Consider the following 16,941-nt stretch of genomic DNA (forward strand, 5'->3'; position numbering starts at 1 on the left):
GGGTGGAGCGGTCAGTGGCTGCGGTGCGCGGGAGGGACTGCGGTAAGGGGGTGGACCGGCGTGGAGAGGGGGAGAGAGGGGCGGCGGTGGGGTGCGCTCACGCGGGCCTGGCGCAGGAAGGTCTCGCCGTCGGTGAGCCAGGTCTGGATGGCCGGCCACGCGCGGGCGTTGCGTTCCTGCGAGGGCACGGAATTTCCGTGGACCACCTCGTCGAGGAGGGTCTCGGCATCGCTCAGGACGTCGGTCAGGCGGGTGAGCGTCGCGGCGTCGTCGGGCCACGGGCTGCTGGCGGGACGGCACCGGGCGATCAGCGTGGGGGCGTGGTCGACGACGGTGAGGAAGCGGCGCCAGGAGTGGTCGAGGAATTCCTCGGTCGCGGCGCCGAGTGCGGCAGCGTTCTGCGGGGTGGCGTCGCTGGAGCGGCCGGAGGCGATCATGGCCCGCCAGCTGTTGTGCTCGGAGCGGATGCCCCCGAGTGCGGCGGCGATGGCCGCAGTTCGGCGGGCGTGGACGGCCTGCTCATAGGAGGGCAGGTACTGGTCGGCGACGGCCCGGGCCGCCAGGCCGGGGAACGGCGGCAGGACGATACTGCGCGGCGCGTGCGGATCGCCGTAGCCTTCTGCGAGCCCTTCCGGGCCGAAGGCGCCGACCAGATAGTCGAGTTGACTGCCGGGGCGCTCGACAAGCAGCAGCATGGTGCCCTGCACCGTGTCGGTGAGCGTGGCGGCGTAGGGAATGCGCTCGCTCTGGAGGGCGCGGCCTAGTTCGCCGCTGTCCCAGATCCAGGGCACGAGGTCTTCCTGCCAGGCGGGGTGGGAGTAGGTCTCGACCGACGTGATCCATTGGCCGGGCAGTTGGCGCGCGAGGTCGCGGGCGGCATCGCCGATGAAGCGCCGGCTGCTCATGTGCACGGTGGTGCGATGCCGTTTAGCGCAGCGGACCAGGTCGACCACCGTGGTCCCGTTGCCGTCCACCGGCAGGTGGTAGGCGCCCTCGTTGTCCCGCCGGAAGCCGCTCTCCGCGAGGGCGCTGCGCGCCCACGGGTACTGCTCGCCGGAGGCGATGGCGACGATGCCCGACTCCCGGCTGTGCGACAGGATGATCTGCGCCTCAGCCATGAACCTGGTCCTTGCCACCGCGCAGGACCGTGCGCAGGCTGCGGCCGTACTGCCAGGCGTGTTCCCGGGCCGCCGCCTCCAACTGGTCGTATCCCACCTGGGCCGTCATCTGCCCGTTCCACTTGCGGTACCTGTACACGGGGATTGGCAGCAGGATTCCGGGTGAGAGAGCGGTGAGGCCGAGGGCCGCGCAGTAGTCCTCGCCCTGGACGAGGCCGCCCATCGGGGCGGCGCGCACGAGGTCGGTGCGGGCGAGGATCGTGGTCGGCCCGATGGGGATGGTGGCCGCCGGGGACTTCCAGTACGTCCATACGTCGCCGGCCTCATGGTGGCCGGGCGGGGTGGGGCATCGCCACAGGGTGGTCGAGCCGTCGGGGTGCTGGTCCTCGCTCCATCCCGCACACCAGCCCACCCGGGTCGATTCCAGGGTGTTCAGCCGTACGGACATGGCGTCGTCGGTGAACTCGTCATCGTCGTCGGCCCAGTTGGTGTACCGGGTGCGGACGTGGGCGAGGGCCAGGTTCCGGGCGCAGGCGGCGCCGACTGGTCGGGGCAGAGAAAGCGTGCGGACACGGGGGTCGTGCGCGAGCGGGGCCGGGAGGAGGTCGGGCGGGGCGCCGTCGAGCGCGATCACGGCCTCCCACGGCACGGACTGTCGGGTGAGGCTGGCGTGCATGGCGGTCAGGTAGTCGAGCCGGTCTTCGCGCAGGCGGCTGGCGATGACGACGGTGATCAGGGGGGTGGAGTGCGGGGGCAGGGAAGGCTCCGGGAAGACGAGGGGGGACTAGCGGCGCGCGGCGGGGCGCGGGGTGCCGGCCTTCGCCGGGGATGCCGCGGGAGCGCTCGGCGGCGGCGTACTGCGCGATCCCCGGATGGCCGGAGCGGGAGCGGAGGAGGACCAGTCCGCCGGGTGGTCGCTGAAGACGGTGCGCGGGTCGGTGGCCCAGTCGACGAGCGGTCCGATGTCCTCGTGCAGGAGGCTGATCACCTCGATCCCCTCGTGGCGCAGGACGTAGCCCCACTGCATGTCCTGCTCGTCGGCGGTCTCGTCGGTGACCGTCATGCGCACCGGCGGGGAGCCGCCGGGGGTGATCAGGTGGTCGAGCGTACGGCTGGGCCAGTGCTCGCCGCCGGTGAGTGCGGCCGCGAGCGGGGGAGGGGCATCGTCGAGGAGATCGGTGCCCAGCTCGTCCCACCCGACGGCGACGTCATCGATGAGAGCGCGCTTCATGGCGGGCAGATCGCGAGCGAAGCGCCATTGGAAGGCGGCCAGCAGCAGCGGCAGATGGTGGCTGGGCACACCGTCGCAGTGCACGTAGATACCGGCGTAGCCGTAGCCGTAGCCGGAACCTGAATCTGTAGGGCGGGCAATGAAGGAACGGGTGGCCAAAGCAACTCCAAAGTACTTACGGGCGGGAGCAGTTGGTCGCGAGGTGTCAGGGGCGACGGCGCGTGGGATGGGTACCACCTGCGTCAGCGGCCCTGCTGTGCTGCCCGGTGACGGGTATCGCGGAGGGGCCCGACGTGTTCTCCGCCCCGGCGGGTGAGCTGGTCACGGCCTCAAGCGCCCGGTTGAGGTCGCGCAGTGCGGCGGCGTGGCCGAGCGTGACGGCCAGTCGGGCTTCGACCGGGGCGGCGGTGCCGGGCGGGGGCGGCGTGAGCTGGTGGATGTCGGCGAGGCCGGTCACGGCCGTGCTCAGGTGGGTGGCTGCACCGTTGCTGTGCGAGAGGGCCGCGGCCAGCTGGGCCAGATACTCGCGTCCCACGCCGGTCTTCGCGAGGGTGCTGTCGGCGGACTGGCGCAGGTCCGCGACGAGCCCGGAGGAGAGGTTGTACACGGCGACTAGCTGGTCCAGCACGGGCACGAAAGCCTCCGCGCCGCTGGTGGCGGGCGGCGCCAGGGCGGTGGCAGTCTCGTAGATGCGGCGCTGCCAGGTGGCCAGGCGGGCGCGGACGAAGTCCTCGTTGGTCAGGCTCATCGGGACAACCCCCTGCGCGGTGCGACGGGTCCCAGGGGAGGGTAGGAGCGCGGTCCGCCGGTGGCGGGGATGGTGATGTGGAAGCCCTTCAGCCGTAGACGGTGCAGGCTGATGATCAGCTGGCGTCTGGTCTGCTCGGGTGTGAGGGTGTCGGGGAGGTGGCATTCACCGGTGGCGGGGTCGAGCAGGAAGCCGCCGTGCGCGAGCAATTCGCGGAAGACGCTGATGTAGCCGGTGCTGATCCGCGGACGCCGGTGGTGGTCGAGGGCGACGTGGATCTGGAGGTGGCCGGGGCTGCTGCGCCGGATCGGGGCTGGCGCCGCGAGACGGTAGTCGGTCAGGAGCCGGCGGTGCAGCCGGGCCGCGGCCCGTACGGGGTCGGCGGGGACGGCGATGCCGCGCGGCGCCTTGAGGCCCTGGACATGCTGGTGGCGGGTGTTGGCGGGCAGCATCGGCAGCACCAGGTACTGCTCGGGCCGGTGGGGGCGGGGCATGACGTACAACTGCAGGCCACCGTGGTGGGTGAGGACGCTACGCGAGACGCTGTCCGTTTCGAACGCGGCGTAGGGCAGGGGGCCGCTGTCCCAGATCCGGCCGCTGGCCGGATCGGTGGCGATGGGGACGGCCATCGGGTCGGGCTGCCAGCCGGGCAGGCGGTCGGCGAGCGCTCGGGTGAACTCGCTTACGTGCAAAGGCAGTTCCTAGGCGGGACGGTTCAGGGAGTGGCGGTGGTGAACAGTGGCGGGAGCGCGGCTGCCGCTGGTGCGCCGCAATGGGCCGATGGTCCAGGGGTGTGCGGGTCAGCGGGTGCGGGAGGGAGCGGCTGATGCGGTCGGCGGGACCGGGACGGTCGCTGGTGGTGCCGTGCGGGTGTCGGCGGTGGAACGCAAGTGCCGTGCGGCGCAGGCGAGTTGGGTGCGGCTCTCGCCGACACGGTCCACGAGGTCCTGGTGGGCGGCGGCGATGGCCCGGGTGCGGGCGGGGCCGGGACGCTGGTGGGTGAGGTCGGCGAGGCGCGCGAGGTGGTGAACGGCGGAGCTGAGGGCGGCGAGCGCGCTACCGGTCGGCTCGGCGGCCTCGGCGAGCGCGAGGGTGACGCGGCGGTGGGCGGCCGTGGCCTGGTCGGGGTAGTTGGCGGTGGCCCGGTGGCGGAAGGCGTGTTGCCCGGTCAGGTAGCCGAGCAGGCGGGCCAGGTTACGCCCTTCGTCATCGAGGATCTCGCTCAGCGCCGGATCGGGGCCGATCTGGTAGGGGAGAGGGAGGTGGTCGGCCACGGTGTTGAGCCGGTCGGCCACGTTGTGCAGGAGCACCCGCTGGTCGAGATCCGAGGGAAACAACTCCATGACGCGCGGACGCAAGCGGCTACCGCCGCTGGGCCGCGGAGGCGGCTGTGGGTATGAGCGGGCGGGCCGGGGTCACGGTGGGGGCGGCTGGCGTGGCGTGGCGGAAATTCACGCCGATGCCCTGGGCCGTGAGCAACCGGACCGCGGCGTGGAGGAACAGGGCCCGCTCGGCGCGACTGTAGGAGGCCGGCAGGGCGAACGCTGCCTCGTGCGGCCGGTACTGGAAGCTGCAGCTGTAGAGCACGTCATAAGCGTCCTGGGGCACCGACTTGTAGGGTGCGCCCACCACACCGTCCGGGTACCAGATCAGCGTGAGGTTCTGGGCAGGTTCGGGTGCGGGCTTGCGGTGCGGTGGCTCGGGCTGGATGTCCGCGTTGTGGCGCACTGCTTCCAGGGCTGCCTGGTAGCGGGGCAGGACGCGGCGGGCGACATCGGCGGCGGCACGCTGCGGATCGCCGGGCACGACGATGCCGTTGGGCTCATCCACACCTGAGATCTGGTGGATCTTGAAACCGGTGGGTTCCATCGGGGCGACGAGGAACTCGTTGCCGCGTCCCACGGGCCGTTCGAAGACCACCAGCTGCTGGCTGTCTTGACCGTTGAGAAGGACGACTTCGACCGTGCGATCGAACCCTGTTGCCGACAGGACATGGCCGTTGTCCCAGACACGGTTCGTGAGGCAGGAGGGGTCGTGGTTGTCGATGTGTGCGTGGCTGGTGGCCCATGTGCCGGGCAGGCGGTCGGCGAGGGCGGTGGCGAAGGCGGGCAGGTCGGTGGGAAGGGCTGGCATGGTTCCTGAGGTGTGGCGGCGGGTGGTTGGTGCGTCGCGTGGTCAGCGCCGTGGGCCGCTGTTTCCGGGCTGCGGTCCGGGCGGGGCCGGGGGCGTGGCGGGAGTGGTGCGGACCTGCTTCATGGGCGCGGTGATGTCCGGGGGCGGGTCGTAGTGAGCGCGCAGGATCGAAAGGTCGGCTTCGGTCGCCATGGCGATGGCGGAGGCGATGCTGCTGGCGGCGCCGCGCAGCAGCCAGGGTGGTGACTCGGGTTCGGCTCCGCGGTTTTGGCCCTTCCACTTGGCGGTGGCGGCCAGGTGCTCGATGACCTCGTTGAGGAACGGGGCGACCGCGTCCAGCAGGGTGTTGAGGACGGTACTGAACTCGGCTGGCGTGTCGGCCGCGTCCAGAGCCTGGCCGAACGTGCTCAGATCGGGAGCGGGAAACGGTTCGGGCGGCAGGGGATGATGCTCGCGGAAGGCTCCGGCGTCGCGATCGGCCCAGCGGTACAGGTCGTCCCTGGTGGCGGATCGTGTGTGGTAGGCGCGGATCTGGTCGGCGGTGCGGCCGACGTTGTCGTACTGCTCGAAATCGGGGTGTTGCAGGGGAACTCCAGGTCAGTGCAGGCGGCGTGGTGGCGGACCGGGCGCCGGGGCCGGGTCCGCCAGGGGCGTGTGCCGGCGGCGGGGCGGGCTCGTGCACTGGCGGAGACCGAGGGCGAGGGCGGCTTCCAGGGTGGGGGTGAAGGTAAGTCCGGCGCGGCGCAGGGTGTGGGCGGAGTCGAGGCCGCCGGAGTGCAGGACGGCCCGGGCGCCGACCGCGTGTGCGGCACGGGCGTCGTCCACGCTGTCCCCGATGACGAGGACTGGCCGGGATCGCAGAGCGTCCGGCAGGGCGGCGAGGTGGTCGGCAAGGACACCTGCCTTGGTCCCGTCGCGACCGCGTCGGCCGTCGATGCGGCTGAAATCGCCGGTGATGGCCAGCCGGTCGGTCTCCTCGACGAGCACGTCGTGCGGATACAGCGACAGGAGCGACTGGCTGTGCCCCAACACCGTTGCCTGGCGCAGGAGTTGTTTGGCTTCCGGGCGGAGGCGGGGCGGCCGTGAGCGCAGGAACACCGCGAAGTCGGCCTGAGCCTGGGCCCATTCACCATCGGTCACCGGGCGGTTCAGAAGCCGGTCGTAGAAAGTGCGGATGGGGACCGTGTGCTTGGCCTGGTAGGTGGCCAGGTCGATGGGCGCCGCCCGCAGTCCCGTGAGGGTGTGGTTGACCGCGTCGAGGAGGTCGCCGACGTCGTCCTTGAGGGTGCCGTTCCAGTCCCACACGATATGGACGTACGGAGGCGTCTGGGGGAGGCGGTCTGTGGTCGGGTGGGTCATCGGCTCACCGGTGTGTGCGGGGACGGCCCGGCGGCTGGCGGCGCCGGAGCCCGGACCGTGGCGATGAAGCCTTCCCTGCTGCTGCGGTGCCGGTTGATGTTGTCGACTGCGGCGGTGACGTGGGAGGCGTGCGCCGTGCCGTGCGTGATGCGGTCCGGGCGGCTGCCGTCGCCCGCCTGGGCGGTGCCGTGGTCGGAGACCCGCGCGTGTACGTCGTCGAGATCCTGGGCGCGCACGCCGAGTTGGGTGAGCCTCGCGTCGATGACCTCGATCATGGGCGGGACGCTGGCGCCGTTGGAGATTTCTGGCCGGTCGGGAACGCCGGGGTCGGCTGAGGGAGTCGAGTCGTAGATCAGCTCGAACTGCTCGTGGGCGTCGGGGTGTTGGCGGGTGACGGACCATCCCTCCGGGTCTCCCGGCGGACGGCTGGACGGCGGCTCCTGCGGCGGAGAGATGATCAGGTAGCTGCCGTCGGGGAGCGAGACGCGCACCATATACGCGCTCAGGCCGAACTCGATGTCGCACTCCAGCCCACGCTGCCGCAGCGGCGTGGTGATGTGCGCGTGCCGGCGCCACAGCTCCTGCCACCACGCGGTGGCCGCACGGCGATGGTCGGGAAGCGGCGCGAGCGGCGTCGCGCTGTCGTCGGCACGGGTGTTGTCGTCGTCAGTGCCCACGGTTCCTCCTGCGGGAGGCGGGCGTGCGGTGCAGTGGTGGTGTCCGCAGGACGGGGCGGGGCTCCGGAATCGGGGTGAAGTCGAATGCGTACTCGTCGTAGGTGGAGATCAGATCGTTTTCCATCTGGGCTTCGCGATCGGCGGCCTGCGCCATGAGGTCATCGTGCTCGGCCTGGCACTGCTGGTAGTCGGCCCAGTCGGCGTCGCTGAAATGGGCGGGGCGGTTCAGGGGACTCCTTGAGGTGGTGATGCCGGCTCGGATCTTCGCCCAGGGGCTAGCGGCGGCGACTGCTCGGCCTGGGTGGTGCAAGCGCGGGGCTTTGCTGAGGGGTGAGTGTCGAGAGGAAGCGGTGGAAGTCGAGGTGGTCTTCGAGTTCCTTGGCCGCGTCGCGGAGGGATTCCGACGTGCGCCGCAAGAAGGCACGCGCCGAGGCGTGGTCGATGACCATGCGGTTCGTCACGTAGCGCTGGTCGGTCAGGCGAGAGGAGCGCGGCAGACCGAGGGCGGCCTCCGCGGTCTCCGCGAAGTGCGATGCCGCGTGGGCCGAGAAGGTGCTCGCCGTCGCGAGATGGGCCAGGGTGGTGCGGCCTGCGCGGTTTGTGCTGTGGGGACTCGCGGCGAACTCGCCCGTGAGCCGGAGCACGTCGCGGGAGAGATCCTGCGCACCGGTCGCGTGTCCGAGAAGCTCGGTATACGAAGGCTCGGCTGGCACGTGGCCGCTTTCGTCCAGCAGCTGCCACCGCTGGGCGTAGTCGTTGAACTTGGCTTTCATCGCGTTGAGCGCGCCGATGAGGCGGAGAGCGTCGTCGGGCGGTATCAGTTCGCGCTGGATGTCGGGTTTCATAAGCCTCTTGCGGTGTCTCTGTTGCTGCCGGTTCCTCGGTGTCTGTGGCGGCACGGAGTGGATCCACGGGAGTCAGCGGTGGCGTACCGCCGCAGGCGCAGCTGCTCCGGCGCGCGGCCCGTCGGCGGGCAGCACGGGCGCGGGTTTGGTGGTGGATGCGCTCGGAGACGGTTGGAGGGCGGCCTGCCTCCGGCGTTCGTTCCTGGGCGGCCTGGCAGATTCGATGGTCAGCGATTCCGGCAGGAGCCGGGCGTCTTCGATCAGTTCTTCCAAACGGGTCGTCCACGAATCCAGTTCGCCTGCGGAGTCGAGTGCGCCGCGGTCGCGGCACCAGTTGGCCGCGCTTTCCAGGAACTGGTGCAACTGGGCGAACGCGCCGTGACCTTCGTCGACGGTGTGCTCGTACACCTCGGTGAACCGATCGATATCGGGGGCGGCTTGGAGAGCCTCCGTTGCAGCGCGGACGGAGACGCCGGAATCCGGCGGCTGCACGTAGGGTTCGGGCTGGACAGCGGCCGCTGACGTCGGGGCCCTTTCCGGAAGCCACCGAGGTACCCGGCGCGAGCGTTCCCACTCGTAGTAGTCCGGCTTGGAACTGGTTATGTGCGCTTCCGTTCGTCGGGATTGAGGCCGCGCTGGTCGTGAACTCGGCGCTTTTTGTCTGTAGGGCCGTCAGTTCGGCGTGGGCGTGCTGGCGGTGGGGCTGCTGGCTAGCGGAGAAGCGTTGGTCTTGAACTGGTTCGCGGTGGCGTAGATCGCGGTGCGAGCGTGCTCGATGTCCTGCTGCAAGACCGGGAGCAGATCTTTCGGGGCTTCGATCTGCGCGTCCGTGGCGGGCGCGAAGAACTGGTGGTGGGAGCTGATCTGGTCCATGGCCTTGGCCAGGTAGTGGTGGGCGAGCCCCAGAGGCGCTGCACACTGGCGAATAGCCGTCGCGTGCATGTCGCGGTCGCTGCCCCTGCCGTTGAAACTGGTGACCAGGTCATCGGCGAGGCAGTTCAATTCCCAGGTGATCTGTGCGAGCGCCGCATCGATCGCCTCGCTGATGGCCTCGCCCTGTCCTTTGGCGACGGACTGCGGGAGTCGGTCTGCGCACCTTTCGAGGCTCCGCGCCGCTGCCCGGAGGTAGTCGGGGTTGGTACTACGGATGTCATGGGGGTAGGTGGAGGTGTCGTACATCCCTGTCCTGTGTGTATCCCTGAGCCGGTCGGAACCGGATGATTTGCGGAAAATGTCATGTTTCAGTGCATGCGGGCGTCGGTGTCGAAGAGCGCCAGCTCGTGGCTGTGCAGGAGGTGCTGCACGATGAAAGATCGTCCGGCGACTTTCCACAGGCCACGGCCTCGGTTGAGGTGGGCGATGGCGTCCATTTCGACGGAGGTCAGTCCGAGCAGCGAGGCGGCGGCCTGGAGTTGGTCGGTCTCCTGGCGGTAGATGATGCGGGTGGAGCAGTCCGCGAGGAGCCCTTCGGCCAGGGCCCGGCCCTGTGATCCGGCGTCGCCGGCGGTGAGTAGATCGGACAGCCGGTGGATCACCATCAGGTTGGCGATGCCGAGACCGCGGGAGAGCTTCCACTGGGCCTGCATGCGCTGGAGCAGTCCGACGTGCCGCATCAACCGCCATGCCTCGTCGTACACGATCCAGCGTCGGCCGCCGTTCGGGTCGGAGAGGGCGGATTCCATCCAGGCACTTGCGCAGGTCATCGCCAGGACAAGGGCGGTGTCGTCGCCGGAGCCGCCGAGGTGGGACAGGTCGATGGTGAGCATCGGCGCGGTCGGGTCGAAGGCGACGGTGGAGGGCGCGTCGAACATGCCGGCCAGGTCACCGTGCACCAGGCGGCGCATCGCGTGGGCCAAGTCGCGGGCGGCGTCGGCGAGTTGGCCCGACAACATCCCGGCGGCCTCGTCGAGCGCAGTCGGATTGTTGAGGGTGGCGGCGATGTCGCCGAGGAGCGGCGTACGTCCGGTGGCGGTGGCGCGGGTGACGACGGCGTCCAGGGCGACGTCCAGGGCGGTGTGTTCCATGGGCATCAGGTCCCGGCCCAGAACCGTCCGGGCAAGGGAGCCGAGAAGGAGAAGGCGCCGCTTGCGGATCTCACCGGCCCAGTCGGCCTCCACAATGCTCTGTGGGCGCGGTGCCGCGTCCAGGGGGTTCAGCCGTCCGGGCAGGCCGGGGCCGAGAGCGACGGACCGGCCGCCGAGGGCTTCGGCCACCGGCGTCCATTCGCCTTTCGGGTCGCACGGAACGTAGACGCGGTATCCGAAGGCCACTGACCGCAGGGCGAAGCTCTTGGCGAGCGCGCTCTTGCCCTGGCCGATCACTCCGGCGAGCAGGAGGTTCGGGTTGGTGAATCCCTCGACCCGTCCGTACAGCGCGAACGGATCGAAGACGAACGACGCTTCGGCGTGGACGTCCCGCCCGACGTAGATGCCTTCGGCGCCGAGCCCGCCTTCGGCCAGGAACGGGTATGCGCCGGCGGCCACTGCCGTCGTCATGCGGTGGGCGGGCAGCTTCAGCCGGTTCCCACGGGCGGAGGCGGTTCCGGGACGTCCGCTCGGCGGGTAGAACGCGGTGGGCATCTCGTGCTCGGCGGAGGTGCTCTCGGCCTGGTGGGCGCTGGTTTCCGCGCGGACCCTGGCGGTGGCTTCGGCGAGCTGGCGGCGTGCGGCCTTGCGGCTGGCGCGGTCGGTGCCGTGGGGGGTGAACAGCGGGCTGGCGGAGGCGCGTCGGGCGGGCCGGTGGCTCATCGGGGGCCCTCGATTCTGCGGGTGGTGCTCATCGCACGCAGGCCGTGGTGTGCGGGCGGAGGTCGGTGGGGGTGGTCTTGCGGCGGATGCTGTGCCCGGCGGCGAGGTGGCGCTGGCAGATGGTCAGCACGGGCGGTCCCTCGGGCAGCCGTTCGGGATGGCATGCGCTGGTCTCGGCTTCTGCTGCGGTGTTGCTGGGCAGCAGGTGGAAGGCGGAGTGGACCTCGCTGGTGGCCTGCCAGAGGAGGGTATGCGCGGTGGCGAGGTGGCGGCCGGCGGTGGGGTGCGGTGGCCGGGTGGTGTCGGCGAGCCGGTCCAGGAGCTGGTGCAGGGCGGTGAGGTGGGTGTGCAGCACGTCAAGGTGCAGGCGGTCCGCCGGCTGTGACGGGTGGGTGTCTGAAGGTGTTAGTGCCCGGGTGTGGTGGCGGATGCCGGCGCTCGCGGCGCGGAGGTAGGGGTGCGCGTCGTCCGGAGGTGTGCGGGAGGTCAAGGTGGTGGTCCTTCCTGCCGGGAGGCAGGGGCGGCGACGGAGGGCCCGTCGCGGATGATCGAAGACGAGCGTGCGGCGCGGGCCGGTGGGGGCGGGTCGGGTTCACAGGGCGGTCCGGGCGAGCGGGAGCGCGGCGAGGGCGAAGGCATCCGGCTGCTGATAGGTGAGCCGTCGCAGGTCGACGCCGGAGGTGACGGCGGTGGTCTCGATCTGTGCGCAGGCGGAGTCCAGGAGGGCGTCGGTCTCGGCGGTGACGGTGACCAATCCGGTGAGGGCCACGTCGGCGTGCCCGGCGATGAGCTGCCGTTCACGTGTTTTGACGTCGGCGTACTCGACGGAGTCCTCTTCGGAGTCGACCTGCCCCCGGCGGGCCCTCTCGTTGGCGTCGGCAATGATCGCCGCCTTCTTCCGCTGGACATCCCGCAGTGCGGACTCGAGTCCCTGCGGCACGTATATGAGGGAGAGGCTGCGGCGCACGCCGGCGGTGAACATGATCCCGTGCAGGAACCCGGCTCCCATTTCGGTGCGCGGCCAGTTCTCCACCCAGTACGTTGCGTGCCGTGCGCTGTCGGTGGCGAGGCGGTCGTATTCCTCGACCTGGACGACGGGCCCGGCGGCGGCGGGGTCGGCCTCGGCGCGGCCGGTCGGCGACCATCGCTGGAGGGCGGCGAGGGCGCCTGGGTCGTAGGCGGTGCGGATGACGGCGGCGATCTCCCGCGAGGTCAGCCATCCGGTGACCTGGAGTCCGGCGTTGCGGGCGGCCTGTGCGATGGACGCGGTGGTCTGCTCCATGACGGTGAAGGCCCCGGGAAGTCCGCCGCCGGCCTGAGAGATCAGGCGACGGGCGGCTTTGAGGTCGAGGGAGATGGCGAGGTAGGTCTCGTGGGGGGCCGCGGCCGGGCCGGCTGAGGCGACCAGTTCGGAGTAGATCTGTCCGGCGACGGGGGTCTGGGGCTGTCCGCTCTGGGTCCAGTGGCGGGTGAGGGTGTCGCCGCTGTCGGGGACGGTGCGTTCCAGCACCTGCACGGTGGCGATGTGCCCGGTGCGGGCGATGCCCGCCAGCGCGCGTCCCCAACTGCTCACGTTGTGGTTCTGGGTCGCGGGGTCTAGGAGGGCGAAGGCGCGGCTGCTGACGCGGGCGACGGCGGTCAGGGTCTGCCGGTGCGGGTCGTGCACGGCCGCGGCGCCGTTGGCGGAGTCGCCGGGGGTGACCACCGTGAGGGAGGCGGCGGTGCCGGGCAGGTGGAGGATGCCGTCCTGCCGGGGACGGGTGAGGGGCCGGGCGAGCCAGAGGGTCTGGCCGGTGCGGCGGCGGTGCGCGTAGCGGGCGACGATCGGCGCCCAGTCGATCAGGGAGCGGCCGTGGCGGCGAATGGCGACGAGCGCACCGGATGCCGCCCACAGCGGGGTCAGGGCGACGGCGCCGAGCAGCCCGGTGGAGACCACCGTCACCAGCAGCAGCGCCAACGTGCCTGAAACAAGGAGGAGTTGGGGCAGGGAGAGGCCGAGGAGGATGCCGCGGCGGGACCGGTGCGGGAACTTCACCGTGACCGGGGCGACGGAGAGATCAGTCAAGGGGCGGGTCCTGGAGGCGCGGGTGGAACCCGGGGGCGGGAGGAGCAGTGCGCGTCCCGCCCCCGGAAGGCGGGCAGGGGATCAGAGGCCGGTCGGAGGCGGCGGCGGTCCGCTCGCCCCGCTGGACGTGGAGGTCTGCGAACCGGAGGACGGCGGTGCGCCCTGCGGCGGCGGGGTCGTGGCAGGCGGGACGGACTGCCATCCGCCGCCCTGGCCGGACGCGGCGCTCGCACCGGATCCACCCGGCTCCGGGCTGCCGCCCACCTGGCCGCCGGTGTTGCCCGACACGTTCGTCGGTGCGGGCTGGACGGCCTTCTCCAGACCCGACGTGCCGGCATCGCCACCGGGGGAGACGCCCGATCCTCCGCCCTGCGAGCCTTCCTTGCCTTCTTGGCCTCCGCCGGTCGGGTGGGCCGCGATGTCACCGGGGAACCCGTCCCCGCCGGCGGCGTCGGGGCCCTGCGGTGCGGCGCCCGCTCCGGCTGCCGCGCCGCCCGTAGCTACAGCCGCGGCGCCCTTGCGGGCAGCCTTCTCGGCATGCGCCCTGGCGATCTGCGCTCCAGCGCCGCCGGCCCGGTGGATGGACTCGCCGTCGGTGCCATCGGCCGCCCAGTGCACGAACTTGAAGACGGCGTACGGGCACAGCAGCACCAGGACCATGATCACGATGCCGGACATGACGTCCGCGAGGGCGGCGATGCCGTCCTTGGCCTCGGTCTTGCCCATGGCGGCGATACCGAGCACGAAGATCACGGTCATCAACAGCTTGGAGACGACGAGGGTGGCGGTGGCCTCGACCCAGCCCTTGCGCCAGCGCCGGGCGACCTCCCAGCCGCCGCCGGCCGACGCGAAAATCGCCAGCGTGACCATGACGAGGATGCCGACCTTGCGGACCATCATCACGCACCAGTAGAGGAAGGCGCCGATGGCGGCGCCGAGACCGGCGACGACCGGGACGAGCCAGCCCAGGCTGGACAGTGACGCGATCTGGTTGACCTTCACGATGCGGCGCACGGCCGACTCGATGTCCAGGTGCGCGGCCTGGAACAGGCCGTCGCTGACGGCGTCGACCACGTCGACGGCGATCGTGGTGAAGGCGATGGCGCAGAAGGCGAACAGGACTCCGGACGCGGTGCCGGTGAATGCCTGGGTGAGGGCTTGTCCGTCGCGCCGGACGGCGGCCCGCACCAGCTGCGCACAGAAGGTCGCGACCAGCAGAGTCAGCCCCAGCGGCAGCAGCATCTCGTAGTTGTCGACGAACCAGCGCGCGTTGAGATCCACCTTCGTGGTGGTGTCGACGGCCTCGGCGGCCAAGTCGCCTGCGGCGGCTGCCAGTTCACCGGCGGACTTCGCCATCCAGTCACCGATGGCCTTGCCGGGGTCCGAGGCGAAGTCGACCGCGTCGCCAACGGTGCACAGCTTGTCGGCCAGGGGGTAATCACAGAAACCCACGGGGAGTTACTCCTCCATTCTTGTGTCCGGCGCGGGTCACTGGGTGACGCTCGGAGCGATGGCGGCCAGCGTGCAGTCGTGGTTCGGCCGGCACTGGACGGCGAGGGTCACGGCGCGTTCCTCGGCTCCGCTGCCGCCCTTCGTCCAGGCGATCTGCTGCGTGCCGTTGACGGTGACGACGTAGATGTACGCCTCGGTGATCGCGGAGGGGTCGTCGGCCAGGGCCTGTTTGAACGCGCTCGGGTAGTGGCCCTCGGTGACGTGGGCGGTGGCGTGCTGGTCCTGGTCGGTCATGCGCGACCAGAGCAACGGATCGGGAACCTGGCCGGAGACCGACGCCCAGTCGGCGTAGGTGGTCTCCGTGGTCATCCAGGCCCGCATGCCGGCGAGTTGCTGGTCGCGGCTGGTGTCGCGGGTGTCGTAGGACCACAGCATCTGGGCCGCCGCCGTGGCGTAGGCGACCGGATCGGCGATCTGCGGCGGCCCTGGCACCGCCGCCGATCCGGCGGCGGGGCCGGGCGAGGCGGCGGAGGACGGACTGTGTACCGGGGTCGGCGCGGCGCCGGCCCCGGTCTGGTGACTGCCTTCGCCGCCGGACAGGTGGGCGACGGCCCCGGCGATGGCGATCAGGGCGCCGACGACCAGGGCGATGACCGCGATGCGGCGGTTGGCCGGCCAGCCCATGCCGTACGAGGACAGCGAGAGGGAGGGGAGTCGTTTCTGCATCAGTGGACCTGCGACCCCAGAGCCGAGAAGAACGCCACGATGCCGTTCGCGGCGCCCAGGCCCAGAGCGGCGCCCCCGGCGACGACGGCGCCCTTTTTGCCGTTGGCCTCGGCCTGGTGGCCACCGGTGTGGTGGCCCCAGGCCCACACACCGAGCGAGACGGCGAGGGCGCCGACGACGGCGATGATCCCGAACAAATTGATGCTGTTGACGACGTTCTTCAACACGCTCAAGCCGGGCAGGCCACCGCCCTTGGGCGAGATTCCCGGGTCGTACGCGAGCTGGATGACACGGTCTGCGAGAGGGACGGACATGGGTGTGGCGGAGCTCCTTGCATACGCGGGCCAGGCGGGGCCGACGGGAAGGGGGGAAGCGGAGGGGGGGAGGTGCGCGAAGGGCGCGGAGGTGGCCGCAGCGGCGGGCCCGGGCGGCGTCAGAGGACGCGACGGGCGGCGAGGATCGTCCAGTCCTTGATCGGGGTGATCCGGACCGGCTTGGTGGTGCGTGGTGCCTCGATCACGAGGCCCTCGCCGATGTACATGCCGACGTGCTCGGGCCGCGCGGCACTGCCGCGGCTGAAGATCAGGTCACCGGGCTTGAGCTGGGCGGCCGAGACCCCCTTGCCCTCCTTGACCTGCGTGTACGTGGTGCGGGTGAGCGTGATGCCGGCGTGCCGGTATGCCTGCTGCATCAGGCTGGAGCAGTCGCAGCGGCCCATGGGGTCGGTGCCGTGCGCGTTGGTGCAGGAGCCGCCCCACTGGTAGAGCGTCCCGAGCTGGTGCATCGCCCACTCGATCGCTTTGCGCGCCGTCGGATCGGCGTCCCGGGGGATCGCGTAGCCCTTGGGGACGCTCCCCTCGGGGATGTGGCCGAAGCTGGAACCGTCCTGGCCCGGCGCGCAGCCGGTCGTGCCGGTCGAGGGCTGCTCCTCCTGGTCCGTGTCGTTGCCGCCGGGGAAGGTCTTGGCGATGGCGTCCTGCAGCGCGGTGGCCAGGCTCTCCCACTGCGCGTACGCGTCCGGCAGGCCGGACCTCTGCACGGCCTGCGCGGCCTGGGTGACGGTCATCTGCTGCCAGCCGGCCACCTTGACCAGGTGCTTGTAGAACTGCTCGGAGGCGTAGACCGGATCGCGGATCTGCTGGGCAGTGCCCCAGCCCTGGGAGGGCCGCTGCTGGAACAGGCCGAGGGAGTCCCGGTCGCCGTAGTTGAGGTTGCGCAGCCGGCTCTCCTGCATCGCCGTGGCGAGCGCGACGATCTGCCCCTTGGTGGGGACGTCGAGCGAGAGGCCGGTGGCCACGATCGTCGCCGCGTTGGGGACTTGCTCGGCGGGCAGGTCCAGGCCCTCGATGTGGACGTCCGTGCCGGACGCCCCGTCGAGAATCTTGGTGACCTGCTCGGCGACCTTGTCCGTGTCGAGGCCGGTCAGGCAGTTGCTGAGGGAGCCGCTGCTCTGCACGGCGTGGGCGGAGGAGGCCAGCATCATGCCGGTGCCGCCGATGAGGATCGGGGAGAGGAAGACGACGCCGATGCCGGCGGCGAGCCACTTCAACCGGAGCGGACCGCTCGCCGGTCAGCGATTTCGGGCAGGGGTGGGTAGCAAGACGTCATGGACGGGTCCTTCGGGGTGCAGTGTCCGGCGTGCCGCGCGAGTGGCGGAACGGCACGTCGGCCGGAGGCGGGAGATCGGAGCGGGCGGGCACGGGCGAGGTGCCGCTCGCTGCGCGTGGCCGGGCAGTGAGGCAGGTGTGCCGGGGCAGGGGTGCCTCGGCGAGGTAGGGCGGGGGAGTGCCAGCGGCGGTGTGCGCCGGGCGGTTCAAAAACAGTAGGCGCGGATCGGCGG

21 protein-coding genes are annotated in these 16,941 nt (G+C 71.1%); all 21 read right to left on the reverse strand.

Features of this window, described 5'->3' with window-relative positions:
- Positions 1–11 precede the first annotated feature (11 nt).
- A complete protein-coding gene (locus ACFWP5_RS16895) occupies positions 12–1,118 on the reverse strand; it encodes a hypothetical protein (protein WP_384156206.1) in 1,107 nt (368 codons plus the stop codon).
- Positions 1,111–1,854: a glycosyltransferase family 2 protein gene (locus ACFWP5_RS16900; RefSeq protein ID WP_384156279.1), complete on the reverse strand. Its 744-nt coding sequence runs from the start codon at positions 1,852–1,854 to the stop codon at positions 1,111–1,113. Before ACFWP5_RS16900 ends, ACFWP5_RS16895 begins: the two co-directional genes overlap by 8 nt.
- A 48-nt stretch (positions 1,855–1,902) precedes the next feature.
- Entirely contained in the window at positions 1,903–2,418 is a 516-nt protein-coding gene (locus tag ACFWP5_RS16905; RefSeq protein ID WP_384156282.1) for a hypothetical protein, read from the reverse strand.
- Between the two features lie 136 nt (positions 2,419–2,554).
- Positions 2,555–3,097: a hypothetical protein gene (locus ACFWP5_RS16910; protein ID WP_384156209.1), complete on the reverse strand. Its 543-nt coding sequence runs from the start codon at positions 3,095–3,097 to the stop codon at positions 2,555–2,557.
- On the reverse strand, positions 3,094–3,789 hold the full coding sequence (locus tag ACFWP5_RS16915; protein WP_384156212.1) for a hypothetical protein: 696 nt from the start codon (positions 3,787–3,789) through the stop codon (positions 3,094–3,096). Before ACFWP5_RS16915 ends, ACFWP5_RS16910 begins: the two co-directional genes overlap by 4 nt.
- Positions 3,790–3,897: 108 nt before the next feature.
- Positions 3,898–4,455 (reverse strand): hypothetical protein, encoded by a 558-nt coding sequence (locus ACFWP5_RS16920; RefSeq protein WP_384156215.1) that lies wholly within the window; start codon positions 4,453–4,455, stop codon positions 3,898–3,900.
- Between the two features lie 4 nt (positions 4,456–4,459).
- A complete protein-coding gene (locus ACFWP5_RS16925; protein WP_384156218.1) occupies positions 4,460–5,230 on the reverse strand; it encodes a hypothetical protein in 771 nt (256 codons plus the stop codon).
- 42 nt (positions 5,231–5,272) lie between these two features.
- The gene (locus tag ACFWP5_RS16930) at positions 5,273–5,422 is read right to left on the reverse strand and encodes a hypothetical protein (RefSeq protein WP_384156221.1); all 150 of its coding nucleotides are present in this window, start codon (positions 5,420–5,422) and stop codon (positions 5,273–5,275) included.
- A 405-nt stretch (positions 5,423–5,827) separates the two neighbouring features.
- Entirely contained in the window at positions 5,828–6,589 is a 762-nt protein-coding gene (locus tag ACFWP5_RS16935; protein ID WP_384156224.1) for an HAD family hydrolase, read from the reverse strand.
- Positions 6,586–7,266, reverse strand: a complete 681-nt coding sequence (locus tag ACFWP5_RS16940) for a hypothetical protein (protein ID WP_384156228.1) — start codon at positions 7,264–7,266, stop codon at positions 6,586–6,588. Before ACFWP5_RS16940 ends, ACFWP5_RS16935 begins: the two co-directional genes overlap by 4 nt.
- On the reverse strand, positions 7,256–7,420 hold the full coding sequence (locus tag ACFWP5_RS16945) for a hypothetical protein (RefSeq protein ID WP_384156231.1): 165 nt from the start codon (positions 7,418–7,420) through the stop codon (positions 7,256–7,258). The genes ACFWP5_RS16940 and ACFWP5_RS16945 overlap by 11 nt, the downstream gene beginning before the upstream one ends.
- A 121-nt stretch (positions 7,421–7,541) precedes the next feature.
- Positions 7,542–8,111, reverse strand: a complete 570-nt coding sequence (locus ACFWP5_RS16950) for a hypothetical protein (RefSeq protein WP_384156234.1) — start codon at positions 8,109–8,111, stop codon at positions 7,542–7,544.
- Between the two features lie 72 nt (positions 8,112–8,183).
- Complete coding sequence (locus ACFWP5_RS16955; protein WP_384156237.1) at positions 8,184–8,603, reverse strand: hypothetical protein; 420 nt, start codon at positions 8,601–8,603, stop codon at positions 8,184–8,186.
- 180 nt (positions 8,604–8,783) lie between these two features.
- Complete coding sequence (locus ACFWP5_RS16960) at positions 8,784–9,290, reverse strand: hypothetical protein (RefSeq protein ID WP_384156240.1); 507 nt, start codon at positions 9,288–9,290, stop codon at positions 8,784–8,786.
- 62 nt (positions 9,291–9,352) lie between these two features.
- Complete coding sequence (locus ACFWP5_RS16965; protein ID WP_384156242.1) at positions 9,353–10,858, reverse strand: VirB4 family type IV secretion system protein; 1,506 nt, start codon at positions 10,856–10,858, stop codon at positions 9,353–9,355.
- Positions 10,859–10,886: 28 nt separating this feature from the next.
- Complete coding sequence (locus ACFWP5_RS16970) at positions 10,887–11,348, reverse strand: DUF6238 family protein (protein WP_384156245.1); 462 nt, start codon at positions 11,346–11,348, stop codon at positions 10,887–10,889.
- A 102-nt stretch (positions 11,349–11,450) separates the two neighbouring features.
- The gene (locus ACFWP5_RS16975) at positions 11,451–12,923 is read right to left on the reverse strand and encodes an SCO6880 family protein (RefSeq protein WP_384156248.1); all 1,473 of its coding nucleotides are present in this window, start codon (positions 12,921–12,923) and stop codon (positions 11,451–11,453) included.
- Positions 12,924–13,004: 81 nt separating this feature from the next.
- Complete coding sequence (locus ACFWP5_RS16980; protein ID WP_384156251.1) at positions 13,005–14,375, reverse strand: ATP-binding protein; 1,371 nt, start codon at positions 14,373–14,375, stop codon at positions 13,005–13,007.
- Positions 14,376–14,411: 36 nt separating this feature from the next.
- Positions 14,412–15,101: a hypothetical protein gene (locus tag ACFWP5_RS16985; protein ID WP_384156254.1), complete on the reverse strand. Its 690-nt coding sequence runs from the start codon at positions 15,099–15,101 to the stop codon at positions 14,412–14,414.
- Positions 15,101–15,415, reverse strand: coding sequence for a DUF6112 family protein (locus ACFWP5_RS16990; protein WP_384156257.1), 315 nt, complete (start codon positions 15,413–15,415; stop codon positions 15,101–15,103). Before ACFWP5_RS16990 ends, ACFWP5_RS16985 begins: the two co-directional genes overlap by 1 nt.
- Before the next feature lie 119 nt (positions 15,416–15,534).
- On the reverse strand, positions 15,535–16,650 hold the full coding sequence (locus ACFWP5_RS16995) for a C40 family peptidase (protein WP_384156260.1): 1,116 nt from the start codon (positions 16,648–16,650) through the stop codon (positions 15,535–15,537).
- Positions 16,651–16,941: the final 291 nt, after the last annotated feature.

The organism is Streptomyces sp. NPDC058469 (assembly GCF_042721125.1).
In the GTDB taxonomy this organism is placed as follows: domain Bacteria; phylum Actinomycetota; class Actinomycetes; order Streptomycetales; family Streptomycetaceae; genus Streptomyces.